Origin of the sequence: Salinisphaera sp. PC39, from assembly GCF_040361335.1 — a bacterium.
In the GTDB taxonomy this organism is placed as follows: Bacteria; Pseudomonadota; Gammaproteobacteria; order Nevskiales; family Salinisphaeraceae; genus APNM01.
Genome location: NZ_APNM01000018.1, coordinates 1 through 14,741, shown reverse-complemented (window position 1 = coordinate 14,741; position 14,741 = coordinate 1). Strand labels below are relative to the sequence as shown.

Sequence of the window (14,741 nt, the reverse complement as noted above, 5' to 3'; positions counted from 1 at the left end):
GGGGTTATCAGTCCGTCACTCGTTTGACGCCGACGCGAAGCTTCAATCCGTCGATGTCGAAGTCTTCGCGGGCCTCGCCGGCGGGTTCGTCCGCCATCGTCACCGTGGCCGCCAGGGTCTCCGCCGCCAACCAGTCGCGGTGCGCCTCGATGGCGTCGGCAACAGCGGCGTCGGCCGCGTATTCCAGCGCGATGCGATCGGCGACGTGGAAATCCGCCCGCTTGCGCAGGCGCTGGATACGGTTGACGGCCTCGCGCGCCAGACCCCGCTGGCGCAGCGAATCGGAGATTGTACTATCCAACGCCACCGTAACGCCATCCTCCCGGCCCACCAGCCAGCCCTCGATGCCCTCGGCGGAGACGATCAGGTCGCCCTCTTCCAGCTCGATGGGGTGATCGGCGACGTTGAGGGTGAGCACACCGTCGCGCAGGTATTCGTCGATCTCGGCATCGCCCAGCTCGGCCACGGCCCGCGCCACCGGCTGCATCAGCTTGCCCAGGCGCCGGCCCAGGCGCTTGAAGTCGGGCTTGGCGCTGCGGCTGACCAGGTCGCCGGTGCCGGCGACATACTCGATGGCGTCGACGTTGACCTCGTCGAGCACGATGGCCGCCACGGCCTCGACATCGGCCCTGGCCACGCCGGCCTCCTCCACCACCAGGATGCGGGACAGCGGCTGGCGCACGTTGATGCCGGCCTCGTTGCGCAGGGCCAGGACGTTGGCGACGACCGCCCGCGCCAGGCGCATGCGCCGCTCCAGGGCGGCGTCCACCAGGGTCTCGTCCGGCGCCGGGAAATCCGCCAGGTGCACCGAATCCGGCGCGTCACCGGCCGCCAGGTTGCGGTGCAGCCAGTCGGCGAAGAACGGGCTGATGGGCGCCATCAGCCGCGCCAGCGCGGCGAGCACGGTGTGGGTGGTGTGGTAGGCGGCACGCTTGTCGGCGCCGTCGTCCGCGGCCCCGTCGGCCCGGGCGCCGGCCCAGAAGCGGGCGCGCGAGCGGCGGATGTACCAGTTGGAGAGTTCGTCGATCAGGCGCTCGACCGCGCGCGCGGCGCGGGTCGGGTTGTAGTCGTCCAGGGCCGCCACCGCCTCGGCCGCCGTGGTCTGCAGCCGCGACAGGATCCAGCGGTCCAGCTCCGGGCGCTCGGACGCCGGCGGCGCCGGCGTCGCCGGATCGAAGCCGTCGATGTTGGCGTAGGTGGCGAAGAAGGCGTAGACGTTCTCCAGGGTGCCGAACACCTTGGTGCGGGTCTCGCGCAGGCCGCGCTCGCTATACTTGGTGTTCTCCCAGGGCGGGCTGTTGGCCAGCATGTACCAGCGGATGACGTCGGCGCCGTGGGTGTCCAGGGCCTCGAACGGGTCCACCGTATTGCCCTTGGACTTGGACATCTTCTCGCCGTTCGCGTCCAGCAGCAGGCCGTTGACCACGACGTTCCGGAACGCGACCGAGTCCTCGGTCAGCGCGGCGATGGCGTGCAGGGTGTAGAACCAGCCGCGGGTCTGATCCAGGCCCTCGGCGATGAAGTCCGCCGGGAAGTTGGCCTTGAACGCGTCCTCGTTCTCGAACGGGTAGTGCCACTGGGCAAAGGGCATGGCGCCGGAGTCGAACCAGACGTCGATGATCTCTGGCACCCGGCGCATGGTGCCGCCGTCCGGGGCGGGCCAGGTGATGTCATCGACGTGCGGCCGGTGCAGGTCCAGTTCGGCGTCCGCCGGCACGGCATCGCCGGCTTTTTCCCTCAGCTCGGCGATGGAGCCGATGACCTCGACGTGCGACGGGTCGGTGTCCGAGACCCAGATCGGCAGCGGCGTACCCCAGTAGCGGTGGCGCGACAGGGCCCAGTCGACGTTGTTGGCGAGCCAGTCGCCGAAGCGGCCCTTGCCGACGTAGTCCGGATACCAGTTGATGGTCTCGTTGAGCTCGACCAGCCGGTCCTTGTGCGCGGCGGTGCGCACGAACCAGCTCTCCACCGGGTAGTTGAGCAGCGGCGTGCCCTTGCGCCAGTCGTGCGGGTAGTTGTGGCGCACGGTGGCGCGCGCGAACAGCAGGCCCTTGTCCTTGAGGGTGCGGATCAGGGGCTTGTCGGCGTCCTTGAACCAGAGCCCGCCGATGTCCGGCACGTCTTCCGCGAAATGGCCGTCACGGGTCACCGGGTTGAGCAGCGGCAGGCCCTCGGCCTGGCCGACGGCGTTGTCGTCCGCGCCGAAGGCGGGAGCGATGTGGACGATGCCGGTGCCGTCCTCGGTGGACACGAAGTCGGCGGCAACCACGCGCCAGGCGTTGTCCGCGCCCTCGGCATCCCGGAAATGGTCGAACGGCGGCGTGTAGCGCGTGTCCACCAGGTCGCGCCCGGCTATCGTCGCCTCGACGGTGTAGCTGTCGTCGAGCACGCGCGGCACCGCGGCGGCGGCCAGGATCACGGTCTCCTCGCCGTTGCCGGCGCGCACGTAGTCGATGTCCGCGCCCACCGCCAGGGCGGCGTTGGAGATCACGGTCCAGGGCGTGGTGGTCCAGGCCAGGAAATAGGTGTCGGCCTCGCCGGCGACCGGGAAGCGCACGGTGACGCTGGGATCGTCCACCTCCTTGTAGCCCAGGCTGACCTCATGCGAGGACAGCACGGTGCCGGTGCCCGGCGAGTACCAGTGGATCTTGTAGCCCTTGTACAGCAGGCCCTTGTCCCAGAGCCGCCGGAGCAGGTGCCAGACCGACTCGATGTACTCGTTGGCGAAGGTGACGTACGGATGGTCCAGGTCCACCCAGTAGCCGATGCGCCGGGTCAACTCATCCCACTGCGACTTGTAGCGCAGCACGGACTCGCGGCAGGCGGCGTTGTACTCGGCGATGCCGTAGGCCTCGATGTCCTCGCGGGACTTGAGGCCCAGCTCCTTCTCCACCTCGATCTCGACCGGCAGGCCGTGGGTGTCCCAGCCCGCCTTGCGGTCGACCCGGTAGCCGCGCATGGTCTTGTAGCGGCAGAAGGCGTCCTTGACCGTGCGCCCGAGCACGTGATGGATGCCGGGCCGCCCATTGGCCGTCGGCGGCCCCTCGTAGAAGGTGAACACCGGCGCGTCGCGCCGCAGCTCGCCGCAGCGCTCGAATACGCGCTGCTCGTCCCAAAGCACGCGCACCTCCGCGTCCAGCGACGGGAAGTCCAGCCCCTTGTGCTCGGGGAATCGTGGTGGCGCGGATCGGGTCATGGGGGCGCAAATAGTAAAGGGTTACTAGCACAGGGCAAAGTGCGGCCCCGGTTTCCCCCTTTTTCAAAGGGGGATCAAGGGGGATTTCACGGCCTTAAGAAATCCCCTCTAACTCCCCTTTTTCAAAGGGGAGGACACTTTTTCGCCGCGCCGGGGCGGCACCGGATCCTCGCCGCCCGGATTCAGCGGGTGGCAGCGGGTCACCCGCCGCACGGCCAGCCAGGTGCCGTAGACCGGGCCGTGCACCTCCAGCGCCCGCAGGGCATAGGCCGAGCAGCTCGGGATGTGGCGGCAGCGCGGGCCGAGCAGCGGCGACACCAGCAGCCGGTAGGCATGGATCGGCAGCTGGAGCAGGCGGACCAGGAGGCGGCGGATGACGTCTATCACGGGCTTATTGTAGCGCGACGGGCGCGAATCTCGTCCGAATCCCACAACACTCTCTCCCCCAAGGGGGAGAGGGAATGTGGAGATAGGGCTCGGGCATCGGGGCGGGGCCGCCCGAACTGTTAAAATACGGGTATGGATGCGCAGATCGAAAAGCTCAAGTCCACGTTCGAGATGCTGCCCGACTGGGAGGAGCGTTACCGCTTCATCATCGACCTGGGGCGCAAGCTCGAACCCATGGACGACGCCGAGAAGACCGACGAGCACAAGGTGCGCGGCTGCATGAGCCAGGTGTGGCTCACCGCCGAGGACCGACCCAACGGTGCCGAAGGGCCGGTGCTGCACTTCCGGGGCGACTCCGACGCGCACATCGTGCGCGGCCTGATCGCGATCCTGTTCCAGATCTATTCCGACCGGACTCCGCAGGAGATCGTGGACACCGACATCCGCGCCATCTTCGAGGAGCTGAAGCTGGAGCAGCACATCACCGCCAACCGCCGCAACGGGCTGCATTCCATGGTAGAGACCATCCGGCGGCTGGCGGCGGAGCGGGTCGCGGCGTAATCCCCTCGCCTCCCTGGGAAGGGAGCAAGAGAACCACGGCGCCTCACATCCCCCTTTTCCAAAGGAGGAATGAGGGGGATTTCTCAGCGTCGGCTAAATCCCCCTGACCCCCTCTGAAAAAGGGGAATGGGGAGATTTCCTCCCCTCACTCGTCCGGGTTGTACCCCAGGTTCGGCGCCAGCCAGCGCTCGGCGGTGGCTTCGTCCCAGCCCTTGCGCTTGGCGTAGTCGCGCACCTGGTCCTTGTCGACACGGCCGACCACGAAGTAGCGCGATTCCGGGTGGCTGAAGTACAGACCGGAGACCGCGGCACCGGGCCACATGGCGCGCGAGTCGGTGAGCTCGATGCCGGTGTTGGCCTCGACGTCCAGCAGTTCCCAGATGGCGTCCTTCTCGGTGTGCTCGGGGCACGCCGGATAGCCGGGAGCCGGCCGGATGCCGTCGTACTTCTCCTTGATCAGGTCCTCGTTGGACAGCGACTCGTCCGCGCTGTAGCCCCATAGCTGGGTGCGCACGTGCTTGTGCAGCCACTCGGCGAAGGACTCGGCCAGACGATCGGCCAGGGCCTCCACCATGATCGCGCTGTAGTCGTCGTTCTCGGCCTTGAACTTCTCGACCATATCGCTGGAGCCGAGGCCGGCGGTCACCGCGAAGGCGCCGACCCAGTCCTGCTTGCCCGAGTCCTCGGGCGCCACGAAATCGGCCAGGCAGCGGTTGGGCACGCCCTTGCGGTGCTCGCTCTGCTGGCGCAGATGGTGCAGGACCTTGACCGCCTCGCCGCGGTCGTCGGACAGCACCTCGATGTCGTCGTCGTTCACGGTGCGCGCCGGGAAGATGCCGGCCACCGCCCGCGCGGTGAGCCACTTCTCGTCGACGATGCGCTTGAGCATGGCCTGGGCGTCGTCGAACAGCTTGCGCGCCTCGGGGCCCTTGTCCGGATCGTCGAGGATCTTCGGATAGCGCCCCTTCATCTCCCAGGACAGGAAGAACGGCGTCCAATCGATGGTCTCGATCAGGGTCTCGATGGGGAAATCGTCGAACACGTACAGGCCGGATTCGGGCGGGTCGGCCTGGCCGCCACCGGCGTACGGCACGGGCCGGCGCTCGGCGTATTCCGTGCTCTCGGGCAGCGTCGGACGCGGCGGTTCGTAGTCCGTCCAGTCGATCGGCGTCTTGTTGGCGCGGGCGTCGGCCAGCGTGAGGAACTTCTCCTTGCTCTTGCTGGCATGGCGCTCGCGCAGCTCGTCGTACTCGGTCTTGAGCTCGGCCTTCATGGCCTCGTGCCCGCCCTTCTCGACCAGGCGCGAGGCCACCGGCACCGAGCGGCTGGCGTCCTTCACCCAGACCACGGGCCCGTCGTAGGCGGGGTCGATCTTGACCGCGGTGTGCGCGCGCGAGGTGGTGGCGCCGCCGATCAGCAGCGGCTGGGTCATGCCGCGGCGCTGCATCTCGCTGGCGACGTTGACCATCTCGTCCAGGCTCGGGGTGATCAGGCCGGAGAGCCCGATGATGTCGGCGTTCTCCTTCTCGGCGGTGTCCAGGATCTGCTGGGCGGGCACCATCACGCCCAGGTCGATCACCTCGAAGTTGTTGCACTGGAGGACCACGCCGACGATGTTCTTGCCGATGTCGTGGACGTCGCCCTTGACGGTGGCCATGATGATCTTGCCGTTGTTGCCGCCCTTGTCGGCCTCGGCCTTCTCCTCCTCGATGTAGGGGAGCAGGTAGGCGACGGCCTTCTTCATCACGCGGGCGCTCTTGACCACCTGCGGCAGGAACATCTTGCCGGCGCCGAACAGGTCGCCGACCACGTTCATGCCGTCCATCAGCGGCCCTTCGATCACCTCCAGGGGCTTGTCGGCGTTCTGACGGGCCTCCTCGGTATCGTCCTCGACATAACTGTCGATGCCCTTGACCAGGGAGTGCTCCAGGCGCTTCTCGACCGGCCATTCCCGCCACGCGAGGTCTTCCTGGCTCTCCTTCTGCTTGCCGTCGCCCTTGAACTTGTCGGCGATCTCCAGCAACTGTTCGGTGGCGTCGTCGCGGCGGTTGAGCACGACGTCCTCGACCACTTCCCGCAGTTCCTCGGGGATCTCGTCGTAGACGTCGAGCTGGCCGGCGTTGACGATCGCCATGTCCAGGCCGGCGGGGATCGCGTGGTACAGGAACACCGAGTGCATCGCGCGGCGCACCGGCTCATTGCCCCGGAACGAGAAGGACACGTTCGACAGGCCGCCCGAGACGTGGCAGCCGGGGCAGGACTCGCGCACCCGGCGGGTGGCGTTGATGAAGTCCACCGCGTAGTTGTTGTGCTCCTCGATGCCGGTGGCGATCGCGAAGATGTTGAGGTCGAAGATGATGTCCTCGGGCGGGAAGTCCAGCTTCTCGGTGAGCAGCTTGTAGGCCCGCTCGGCGATCTCCACCTTGCGGTCCTCGGTGTCGGCCTGACCCTCCTCGTCGAAGGCCATGACCACCACCGCGGCACCGTAGTCCAGGCAGGCCTGCGCCTGCTCCAGGAAGGCCTCCTCGCCTTCCTTGAGGGAGATCGAGTTGACGATACCCTTGCCCTGGATGCACTGCAGGCCGGCCTCGATGACCTCCCACTTGGAGCTGTCGACCATCACCGGCACGCGGGCGATGTCGGGCTCGCCGGCGATCAGGTTGAGGAACTTGCGCATGGCCTCGGCCGAATCCAGCAGGCCCTCGTCCATGTTGACGTCGATGACCTGGGCGCCGTTCTCGACCTGGAGCCGCGCCACCTCCAGCGCCTCGTCGTAGCGCTCCTCCTTGATCAGGCGGCGGAACTTGGCGCTACCGGTGACGTTGGTGCGCTCGCCGATGTTGATGAACTGGGTGGAAGATTGGGTCATAGAATCCACTGATTACTCAGATTTCACGGAATTTAGTTGACAAAGCGCCTGTGGCGCAGGCTGCGCTCGCCGAAATTGATCAGCAAAGCCTTGTTCAGATTCGAGGCCCTGAGGTAGTTGAGGACCTGGGCCTCCTCGTTGCCGGACATATGCGTCAGCGCCTTCAGTTCGACTATGGTCGAGTCGAAGCAAACGAAGTCGGCTCGATAGGTCGTTCTCAGAACTCTCCCCTTGTAGACGACATCGAAAGGCACCTCTCTTCGATAAGGAATTTCCCGGCCGCCCAACTCGCATGCCAGGGCTTCCTGATAGACGGGTTCCGAGAACCCGCATCCCAATTCCTTATGCACTTCGATCGCCGCGCCTATGATCGCGAACGTCTCCGGGTCGTCCTTGAACATCCCTGAATCTCATCCGTGAAATCCGTGGAATCGGTGGATTGTCCTCAGGCGGCGGCGGTGAAGGGCTCCAGGCCGGACAGGCGCATGGCCCGCGGGATTTCCGGAAGCTGGCGCGGGGCCTTGTCCGCGACGGCGTCGGCGATCGCGGCGATGTGCTCGGGCGTGGAGCCGCAGCAGCCGCCGGCGATGTTGAGCAGGCCCGCTTCCGCCCATTCGCCGATGTGCTCGGCCATCTCGTCGGGCTGCAGGTCGTACTCGCCGAATTCGTTGGGCAGGCCCGCGTTGGGATAGGCGTGCACGTAGCAGGCGGCGATGCGCGAGAGCTCGGCCACGTACTGGCGCAGGTCGGCCGGGCCGAGGGCGCAGTTCAGGCCCACGGTCAGCGGCCGGGCGTGCGCGATCGAGTTGTAGAAGGCCTCGGTGGTCTGGCCGGAGAGCGTGCGGCCGGAGGCGTCGGTGATGGTGCCGGAGATCATCAGGGGCACATCGATGCCGCGCTCGCGCATCAGCCGGCGGCAGGCGTAGATCGCCGCCTTGGCGTTGAGCGTGTCGAAGATGGTCTCCAGCAGCAGGATGTCCACGCCGCCGTCGATCAGGGCCGCGGCGGATTCGCCGTAGGCGGTCGCCAGCTCGTCGAAATCGGTGTTGCGCTTGCCGGGGTCGTTGACGTCCGGCGAGATCGAGGCGGTCTTGTTGGTCGGGCCGAGCACGCCGGCCACGAAGCGGGGCTTGTCGTCGGTGGCGTACTCGTCGGCCACCTCGCGGGCCAGCTCCGCCGACACCCGGTTCATCTCCTCGGCCAGGGACTCCATGCTGTAGTCGGCCTGGGCGATGGTGGTCGCCGAGAAGGTGTTGGTGGTCAGGATGTCGGCGCCGGCCTCCAGGTACTCGCCGTGGATCTCGCGGATCAGGTCCTGGCGGGTCAGGGACAACAGATCGTTGTTGCCCTTGAGATCGCTGTCCCAATCCTGGAAGCGGTTGCCGCGGAAGTCCTGCTCGTCGGGTCCGCGGTTCTGGATCATGGTGCCCATGGCGCCGTCGATCACCAGTATCCGCTCGTTCAGCGCTTGCCTAAGCTGGTCGCTCATTGACTCGATCGTTACCGAAGTTCAGCCAACCAGTATATCCGCTTATGCGGATAAGCAGAAAATCAGGTGCCGCTATCGCCGTGACGACGGCATTCGGCGCGACTTGACGCGCCCCCGCCCCGTCACTAGGCTCTCGCCGCTCGACAGGTGTCCGGCCGCCCCGACGGCCGGGTGAAACGGGAAGACGGTGCGCCGCGCGACACGCGCGGCAAATCCGGCGCTGCCCCCGCAACGGTAGGCGAGCCAGCGCGACCGCCACACGCCACTGGGCCACGGACCCGGGAAGGCGCGGTCGCCGACGGAAACGTCGCTCGCGAGCCCGGAGACCGGCCTGTCGCACGAGGCACTGGCATCGCGGTGGGCGATGGTCCGGCCGGCGCAAGCGACCGCCCCCGGCGCGTCGTCCGCACGCGCCTCCCGGCCCCGTCTCCGTCGTGCCACGCCGCCATGCCCGGCGCGCGGGTGCGCGCGCCCGACGAGGGAGACAAGCCGATGAACAGCCGAATCGCCGGTGTCCTGCTGCTGAGCTGGCCGCTGGTCCTGCACGCCAATACCGCCGACGACGACACCCGGGCCACGGACGCCCAGTCGCTCGACCGGGTCGTGGTCACGGCGAACCGCACGCCGCAGGCGGAGTCGGACACCCTGGCCCCGACCACGGTCATCACCCGCGCCGACATCGAGCGCCTGCAGGCGGAGTCCGTCACCGAGCTGCTGCGCCGCTCGCCGGGCATCAACGTCGCCAACGAGGGCGGCCCCGGCAAGCTGACCTCGGTCTATATGCGCGGCACCGAATCCGATCATGTCCTGGTGCTGGTGGACGGGGTGCGCTACGGCGACGCCACCTCCGGCATCCCGGCGATCCAGGACCTGCCGGTGGGTCAGATCGAGCGCATCGAGATCGTGCGCGGCCCGCGCTCCTCGCTCTACGGCGCGGACGCCATCGGCGGCGTGATCCAGATCTTCACCCGCGACGGCGGCGAGGGCACCAAGCCCTACTTCAGCGCCGGCACCGGCAGCCACGACCGCCACCAGGGCCGCATCGGCCTGTCCGGCGGCGACGGCCGGCTGAATTACAACGTCAGCTACGGCCTGGAGAACACCGACGGCTTCGACGCCTGCGACGCCTTCTCGGCCTGTTTCGCCGACGAGCCGGACGACGACGGCTACGAGCGCATCGACGCCTCCGCCCGCGTCGGCTACCGCTTCAGCGACGCCCTGCGGGTCGACGCCCACGCCCTGCACACCCGGGGCGACGTCGAGTTCGACGGTTCCACCACCAACGAATCGGAGAACACCCGCGAGGTCTACGGCCTGTCCGTGACCGGCCGTCCCGCCGGCGCCTGGCGCGTGAAGCTGGCGGCCGGCCACAACCGCGACGAGTCGGAGAGCTTCCTGGACGGCAGCTACGTCAACACCTTCGAGACCGAGCGCGACACCCTCAGCCTCCAGAACGACATCACGCTGGCCCCGGGCAACCTGCTCACCCTGGGCCTGGACTACCGGCGCGAGGAGTTGACCAGCAGCGCGGATTACAAGGAGGACGAGCGCGACAACAAGGGCGTGTTCGCGCAGTACCTGGGCCGCTGGGGCCGCCACGAGATCCAGCTCGCCGGGCGCGGCGACGACAACGAGCAGTTCGGCGAGCACGCCACCGGCTCGGCCACCTACGGCTTCGACCTCACCGGCCGCCACACCGTGAGCGTGTCCTACGGCACCGCGTTCAAGGCGCCCACCTTCAACGAGCTCTACTATCCCGATTTCCCGGGCTAGCCGGGCTTTGGTAGAGGGGCTTACCCCGCCCGCCTCCAACCCCGACCTCGACCCGGTCGAGTCCGGCACCTACGAACTGGGTCTGGACGCGCGCGAGACGTGGGGCCGCTGGTCGCTGCACGCCTACGAGACCCGCATCGACGACCTGATCGTGCTCAACAGCGTGTTTACGCCGCAGAACATCAGCGAATCCCGCATCCGCGGCGTGGAGGCCGAGGCCGGCGCGACCCTGGCCGGCTGGCTGGTCAACGCCAACGCCACCTGGCTGGACGCCGAGATCGAGGACGGCCCCAACGAGGGCAACGAGCTGCCGCGCCGTCCCGACTACAGCGCCCAGCTCGACATCGACCGCGAATTCGGCCGCTTCAGCGCCGGCGCCGGGCTGACCGTGGCCGGCGACACCTACGACAAGCCGGCCAACGACGACGAGCTGGACGGCTACGAGCTGGTGGAGCTGCGCGGCGGGTTGAAGCTGGCCCCGGATTGGCGCCTGCAGGCCCGAATCAGTAACCTGTTCAATGAAGACTACGAGACGGCGGCCTTCTACGAGCAACCCGGCCGCGTCTACTTCGTGACCCTTCGATATCAGCCCTAGGAGCACCCAGTGCGTACTCTGAACACCAAGCAGCAACTGCTTATCGCCGGCGGCCTGGCCCTGCTGATGGCCGTCACCCGGAGCCCCCAGCTCGGCGGACCCGAGCTCCTGCACAGCGGCTCCTGGGCGGTGTTCTTCGCCGCCGGCGTCTACCTGACCGCCGGCATCGCGCTGCCGGCGTTCCTGGCGCTGGCCTTCGCGCTGGACGCGGCGACGGTCGGCTGGGGCGGCATCGCCGCCTACTGCTTCACGCCGGCCTACGCCATGCTGCTGCCGGCCTACGCCGCCCTCTGGGCGGCCGGCCGCTGGTACGCGGCCCGGCATCGCATGGCCTGGGACACCCTGGCGCCACTGGCCGGCGCCGTCGCGGTCGGCGCGGTCGTGTGCGAGGCCTTCTCCAGCGGCGGCTTCTACTGGCTGTCCGGCACCGTCGCCGACCCGACGCTGGCCGAATTCGCGGCGCGCGAGGCACGCTACTTCCCGGCCTACCTCGCCACCCTGGTCTTCTGGGTGTCGCTGGGCGCGCTCGCCCACGCCGGCGTGGCGACGCTGCGCGGCCGGCGCGGCGCCGCCGCCTGAGGCGGCGCGTCCCGCCCGCCGCATGGCGAACAAGGCTCGGGTCTACACCCGCACCGGCGATCGCGGCACCAGCCAACTCCTGAGTGTCGGCCGCGTCCCCAAGGACCACCCCCGGCTGGTGCTCTACGGGGACGTGGACGAGCTCAACAGCGCCATCGGCCTGGCCCTGGCGCACGACCCGGCGCCGCCGCTGCCCGACCAACTCCGGGCGATCCAGCACAAGCTGTTCAAGCTCGGCTCGCAGATCGCGGTGCCCGATCCGGACGCGATCGGCTTCCCCATCCCCGCGATGGCGGCCGCCGAGACCGAGGAACTGGAACGCTGGATCGACGCCGCCGACGCCGACCTGCCGCCGCTCAAGCAATTCATCCTGCCGGGCGGCAGCCGCGCCGCCGGCCACCTGCACCTGGCCCGCACCATCTGCCGCCGCTGCGAACGCGATCTCCAGGCCCTGCACCGCGACGAGCCGGTGCCGGCCCCGGTGCACACCTACCTCAACCGCCTGAGCGACTACCTGTTCGTCGCCGCGCGCCACGACAACCATCGCCAAGGACTGGGCGACGTGCTGCTGGAGCGCGACTGACGCCGTCCCCGGCAAGCACGCCTCGCTCCCCGGCGCCATACCGGAGAGACGCGGCGTGTCTTATCCGGCATCCACCGGACCGACCCCGACCGATCGATCCATTGACAAGCCGACCCCGACCGACTTAAACAAAACCCAATTATGTTTCGATCCCGCCGCCACCTGAGCGTTCTGCTGGCGGGCCTGCTGCTGTTGCAGGCCCTGGCGGTGGCGCACGCCTTCGATCATCCGGTCGGCCAGCACGCCGATCACGACTGCGTCGCCTGCCCGCACGGCCACGGCGGCGGCGCGCTCCCGTCGGCCGAGACCGGCACCGCGCTCACGGCGCCCGCCCACGGCCCCGAACGCGCCGTGGACACCCGGCCGCCGGCCGTCTCCCCCGCCCGCGGCTACCGCAGCCGCGCGCCGCCGCTTCCCTCGCTCCACCACGGCTGAGGCGACGCCTCGGCCCGGCCGGCGATGCCGGCCGCTCCGCCCGAGCACGACGACCCGCCCACGCGGGTCCGGACGCAAGGGCGCCGCGCCGCCGTGACAGCGGCAACCGAGATTCCGGGCGCCATCGCGCGCCCACGCGAGGGAAGACCAGATCATGCGAATCCACGTACCCGGCCTTCTGCTGGGCGCGGCCCTGTCGGCCGCGCTGCCCGCGGCCGCGAACAACGACGCGACCGCCGACACCGACGCCATGGAGACCATCGTCATCGAGGCCCTGCCCCTGGGCGGCCGCGGCGAGGCCGAGGCGATGCACCCGAGCACCGTGCTCGCCGACGACGACCTGCTGCGCCGCCGCGAACAGAGCCTGGGCAAGCTCCTCGCCCGGGAGCCCGGCGTGTCCTCCGCGGACTTCGGCGCCGGTGTCGGCCAGCCGGTGATCCGCGGCCTGGGCGGCCCGCGCGTGCGGGTCCAGGAAAACGGCCTGGGCAGCGGCGACGTCTCCACCCTGAGCGTCGACCACGCGGTCTCGGTGGACCCGCTCGGCGCCCGCCAGGTGGAAGTCCTGAAGGGCCCGGCCACCCTGCTCTACGGCTCCGGCGCCATCGGCGGCGTGGTCAACACGGTCACCGACCGCGTGCCGCAGAGCGCCCCCACCCGGCTCACCGGCCAGATGGACCTGGCCTACGGCGACGACACCCTGGACGAGGCCCTGGCCCGGCTCGACCTCACCGGCGGCATGGGCGACCTCGCCTGGAACCTGCAGGGCCTGACCCGCGACACCGGCGACTATCGGGCGGACGACGACCGCCGCATCGGCAACAGCGCCACCGACACCCAGACCTACAGCGGCGGCCTATCCTGGAGCGGCGATCGCGGCTACATCGGCGGCGCCGTCAGCGGCTTCCAGCGCGACTACGGCATCCCCGGCGAGGACGCCGTCATCGCCATGGACCAGGACCGGGTCGACGTCATGGGCGAGCTGCTGGACCCGCTGCCCGGCTTCGAGCGCCTGAGCGTCGCGGCCGCACACACCGACTACCTGCACGCCGAGGGCGGCGAGGCCTTCTTCGAGAACAAGCAGACCGAACTGCGTCTGGAACTGGGCCATGCCCATGCGGGAGGCTGGCGCGGCGCCGTCGGCCTGCAGGCTATCGACCGCGAGTTCGAGGCCTACGGCGAGGAAGAGATCTTCGTGCCGCCCACCGACACCCGCAGCCTGGGGCTGTTCGCGGTGGAGGAGCGCCCGCTCGGGGCCTGGATCCTGCAGGCCGGCGCCCGCGTCGAACGCCAGGAGCACGACGCCTCCGGCGGCAACCCGGACCGCGACCACACCCCGCTGAGCCTGTCGCTCGGCGGCCTGCGTCCGCTCGGCAACGGCGTCACGCTGTCGCTCAGCGCCGGCCGCTACCAACGGGCCCCGGCCACCGAGGAGCTCTACAGCTTCGGCCCGCACGAGGCGACCCAGACCTTCGAGCGCGGCGACGTCGACCTGGACGAGGAGACCGCCCGGCACGTCGACCTGGGCCTGCGCAAGAGCGACGGCCGCCTGCGCTGGTCCGCCAACGTCTTCTACACCAACTACAAGGATTTCGTGTACCTGCGCTCCGTGGACCGCGGCCTGAACGCCGACGGCACCGGCACGCCGGCCAGCGACGGCCAGGCCGACCGCGTGGACGAGGAAGGCGACTTCGACCCCGACGGCGAACTGCTGCTGCTCGACTACGCCGCCGCCGACGCCGACTTCCTGGGCGCCGAGCTGGAGGCCGGCTACGACCTGCTCGCCGGCCCGAAGCGGCTGACACTGCGGGTGTTCGGCGACCTGGTCCGGGGCGAGCTCTCCGGCGGCGAAGACCTGCCGCGGATCACGCCGACCCGCTACGGCGCGGGCCTGGACTACGCCGGCGGCCCCTGGCTCGCCAACCTGGAAGTCCTGCACGCCGACCGCCAGGACCGCACCGCCCCGCTGGAGGACGCCACCGACGGCTTCACCGACCTGGGTGCCTTCCTCGGCTACCGCCTGACCACCGGCGACGCCGACACCCTGGTCTACCTGCGCGGCGAGAACCTGCTGGACGACGAGATCGTGCGCCACACCTCGTTCCTGGACGTCCCCCAGCCGGGCCGCCGCCTGACCACCGGCATCAACGTGCGGTTCTGACAGCCCTCGCCACGCCCCCGGAGGACATCATCCCCTCCGCCCGCGGCCCACTCCCCTTTCCCCCCTTGGGGGAGAGATTCTATGTCTCGGGTCAAGCGGTCTGCGTTCGGCTGGCA

10 protein-coding genes, 2 pseudogenes and 1 riboswitch are annotated in these 14,741 nt (G+C 69.2%); of the genes and pseudogenes, 7 read left to right on the top strand and 5 right to left on the bottom strand.

Annotation, left to right across the window (positions count from 1 at the left end):
• Positions 1–7 precede the first annotated feature (7 nt).
• Together ileS and yidD are read right to left on the bottom strand one after the other, a co-directional pair.
• A complete protein-coding gene (gene ileS, locus PC39_RS14555) occupies positions 8–3,196 on the bottom strand; it encodes an isoleucine--tRNA ligase (protein ID WP_353254133.1) in 3,189 nt (1,062 codons plus the stop codon).
• Between the two features lie 108 nt (positions 3,197–3,304).
• Positions 3,305–3,583 carry a membrane protein insertion efficiency factor YidD gene (gene yidD / locus PC39_RS14550; RefSeq protein ID WP_353254132.1) on the bottom strand — a complete coding sequence of 93 codons (279 nt, stop codon included), beginning with the start codon at positions 3,581–3,583 and terminating at the stop codon, positions 3,305–3,307.
• Between the two features lie 132 nt (positions 3,584–3,715).
• On the opposite strand from yidD, the gene PC39_RS14545 reads away from it, so the two are divergent.
• Positions 3,716–4,144 carry a SufE family protein gene (locus PC39_RS14545; protein WP_353254131.1) on the top strand — a complete coding sequence of 143 codons (429 nt, stop codon included), beginning with the start codon at positions 3,716–3,718 and terminating at the stop codon, positions 4,142–4,144.
• Between the two features lie 145 nt (positions 4,145–4,289).
• Here the strand turns inward: PC39_RS14545 and metH are convergent.
• From metH to PC39_RS14530, 3 genes and pseudogenes are all read right to left on the bottom strand, one after another.
• Positions 4,290–6,992: pseudogene (metH, locus tag PC39_RS14540) on the bottom strand (methionine synthase); the annotation flags it as partial.
• 53 nt (positions 6,993–7,045) lie between these two features.
• Entirely contained in the window at positions 7,046–7,414 is a 369-nt protein-coding gene (locus PC39_RS14535; protein ID WP_353254129.1) for a GxxExxY protein, read from the bottom strand.
• Between the two features lie 62 nt (positions 7,415–7,476).
• Positions 7,477–8,502 (bottom strand): annotated as a pseudogene (locus PC39_RS14530) (homocysteine S-methyltransferase family protein); the annotation flags it as partial.
• 128 nt (positions 8,503–8,630) lie between these two features.
• A riboswitch (cobalamin riboswitch) is annotated at positions 8,631–8,851 on the top strand.
• A 143-nt stretch (positions 8,852–8,994) separates the two neighbouring features.
• Here PC39_RS14530 and PC39_RS14525 point away from each other — a divergent pair.
• The 6 genes from PC39_RS14525 (at position 8,995) to PC39_RS14500 (ending at position 14,625) form a co-directional block, all read left to right on the top strand.
• Positions 8,995–10,275 carry a TonB-dependent receptor domain-containing protein gene (locus tag PC39_RS14525; RefSeq protein ID WP_353254128.1) on the top strand — a complete coding sequence of 427 codons (1,281 nt, stop codon included), beginning with the start codon at positions 8,995–8,997 and terminating at the stop codon, positions 10,273–10,275.
• A gap of 7 nt (positions 10,276–10,282) precedes the next feature.
• Positions 10,283–10,870, top strand: coding sequence for a TonB-dependent receptor domain-containing protein (locus PC39_RS14520; protein ID WP_353254127.1), 588 nt, complete (start codon positions 10,283–10,285; stop codon positions 10,868–10,870).
• A gap of 9 nt (positions 10,871–10,879) precedes the next feature.
• Positions 10,880–11,449 carry a hypothetical protein gene (locus PC39_RS14515; protein WP_353254126.1) on the top strand — a complete coding sequence of 190 codons (570 nt, stop codon included), beginning with the start codon at positions 10,880–10,882 and terminating at the stop codon, positions 11,447–11,449.
• Positions 11,450–11,471: 22 nt separating this feature from the next.
• Positions 11,472–12,032: a cob(I)yrinic acid a,c-diamide adenosyltransferase gene (locus PC39_RS14510; RefSeq protein WP_353254125.1), complete on the top strand. Its 561-nt coding sequence runs from the start codon at positions 11,472–11,474 to the stop codon at positions 12,030–12,032.
• A 141-nt stretch (positions 12,033–12,173) separates the two neighbouring features.
• Positions 12,174–12,467: a hypothetical protein gene (locus tag PC39_RS14505; RefSeq protein WP_353254124.1), complete on the top strand. Its 294-nt coding sequence runs from the start codon at positions 12,174–12,176 to the stop codon at positions 12,465–12,467.
• Between the two features lie 154 nt (positions 12,468–12,621).
• Positions 12,622–14,625 (top strand): TonB-dependent receptor, encoded by a 2,004-nt coding sequence (locus PC39_RS14500; RefSeq protein ID WP_353254123.1) that lies wholly within the window; start codon positions 12,622–12,624, stop codon positions 14,623–14,625.
• Positions 14,626–14,741 lie beyond the last annotated feature (116 nt).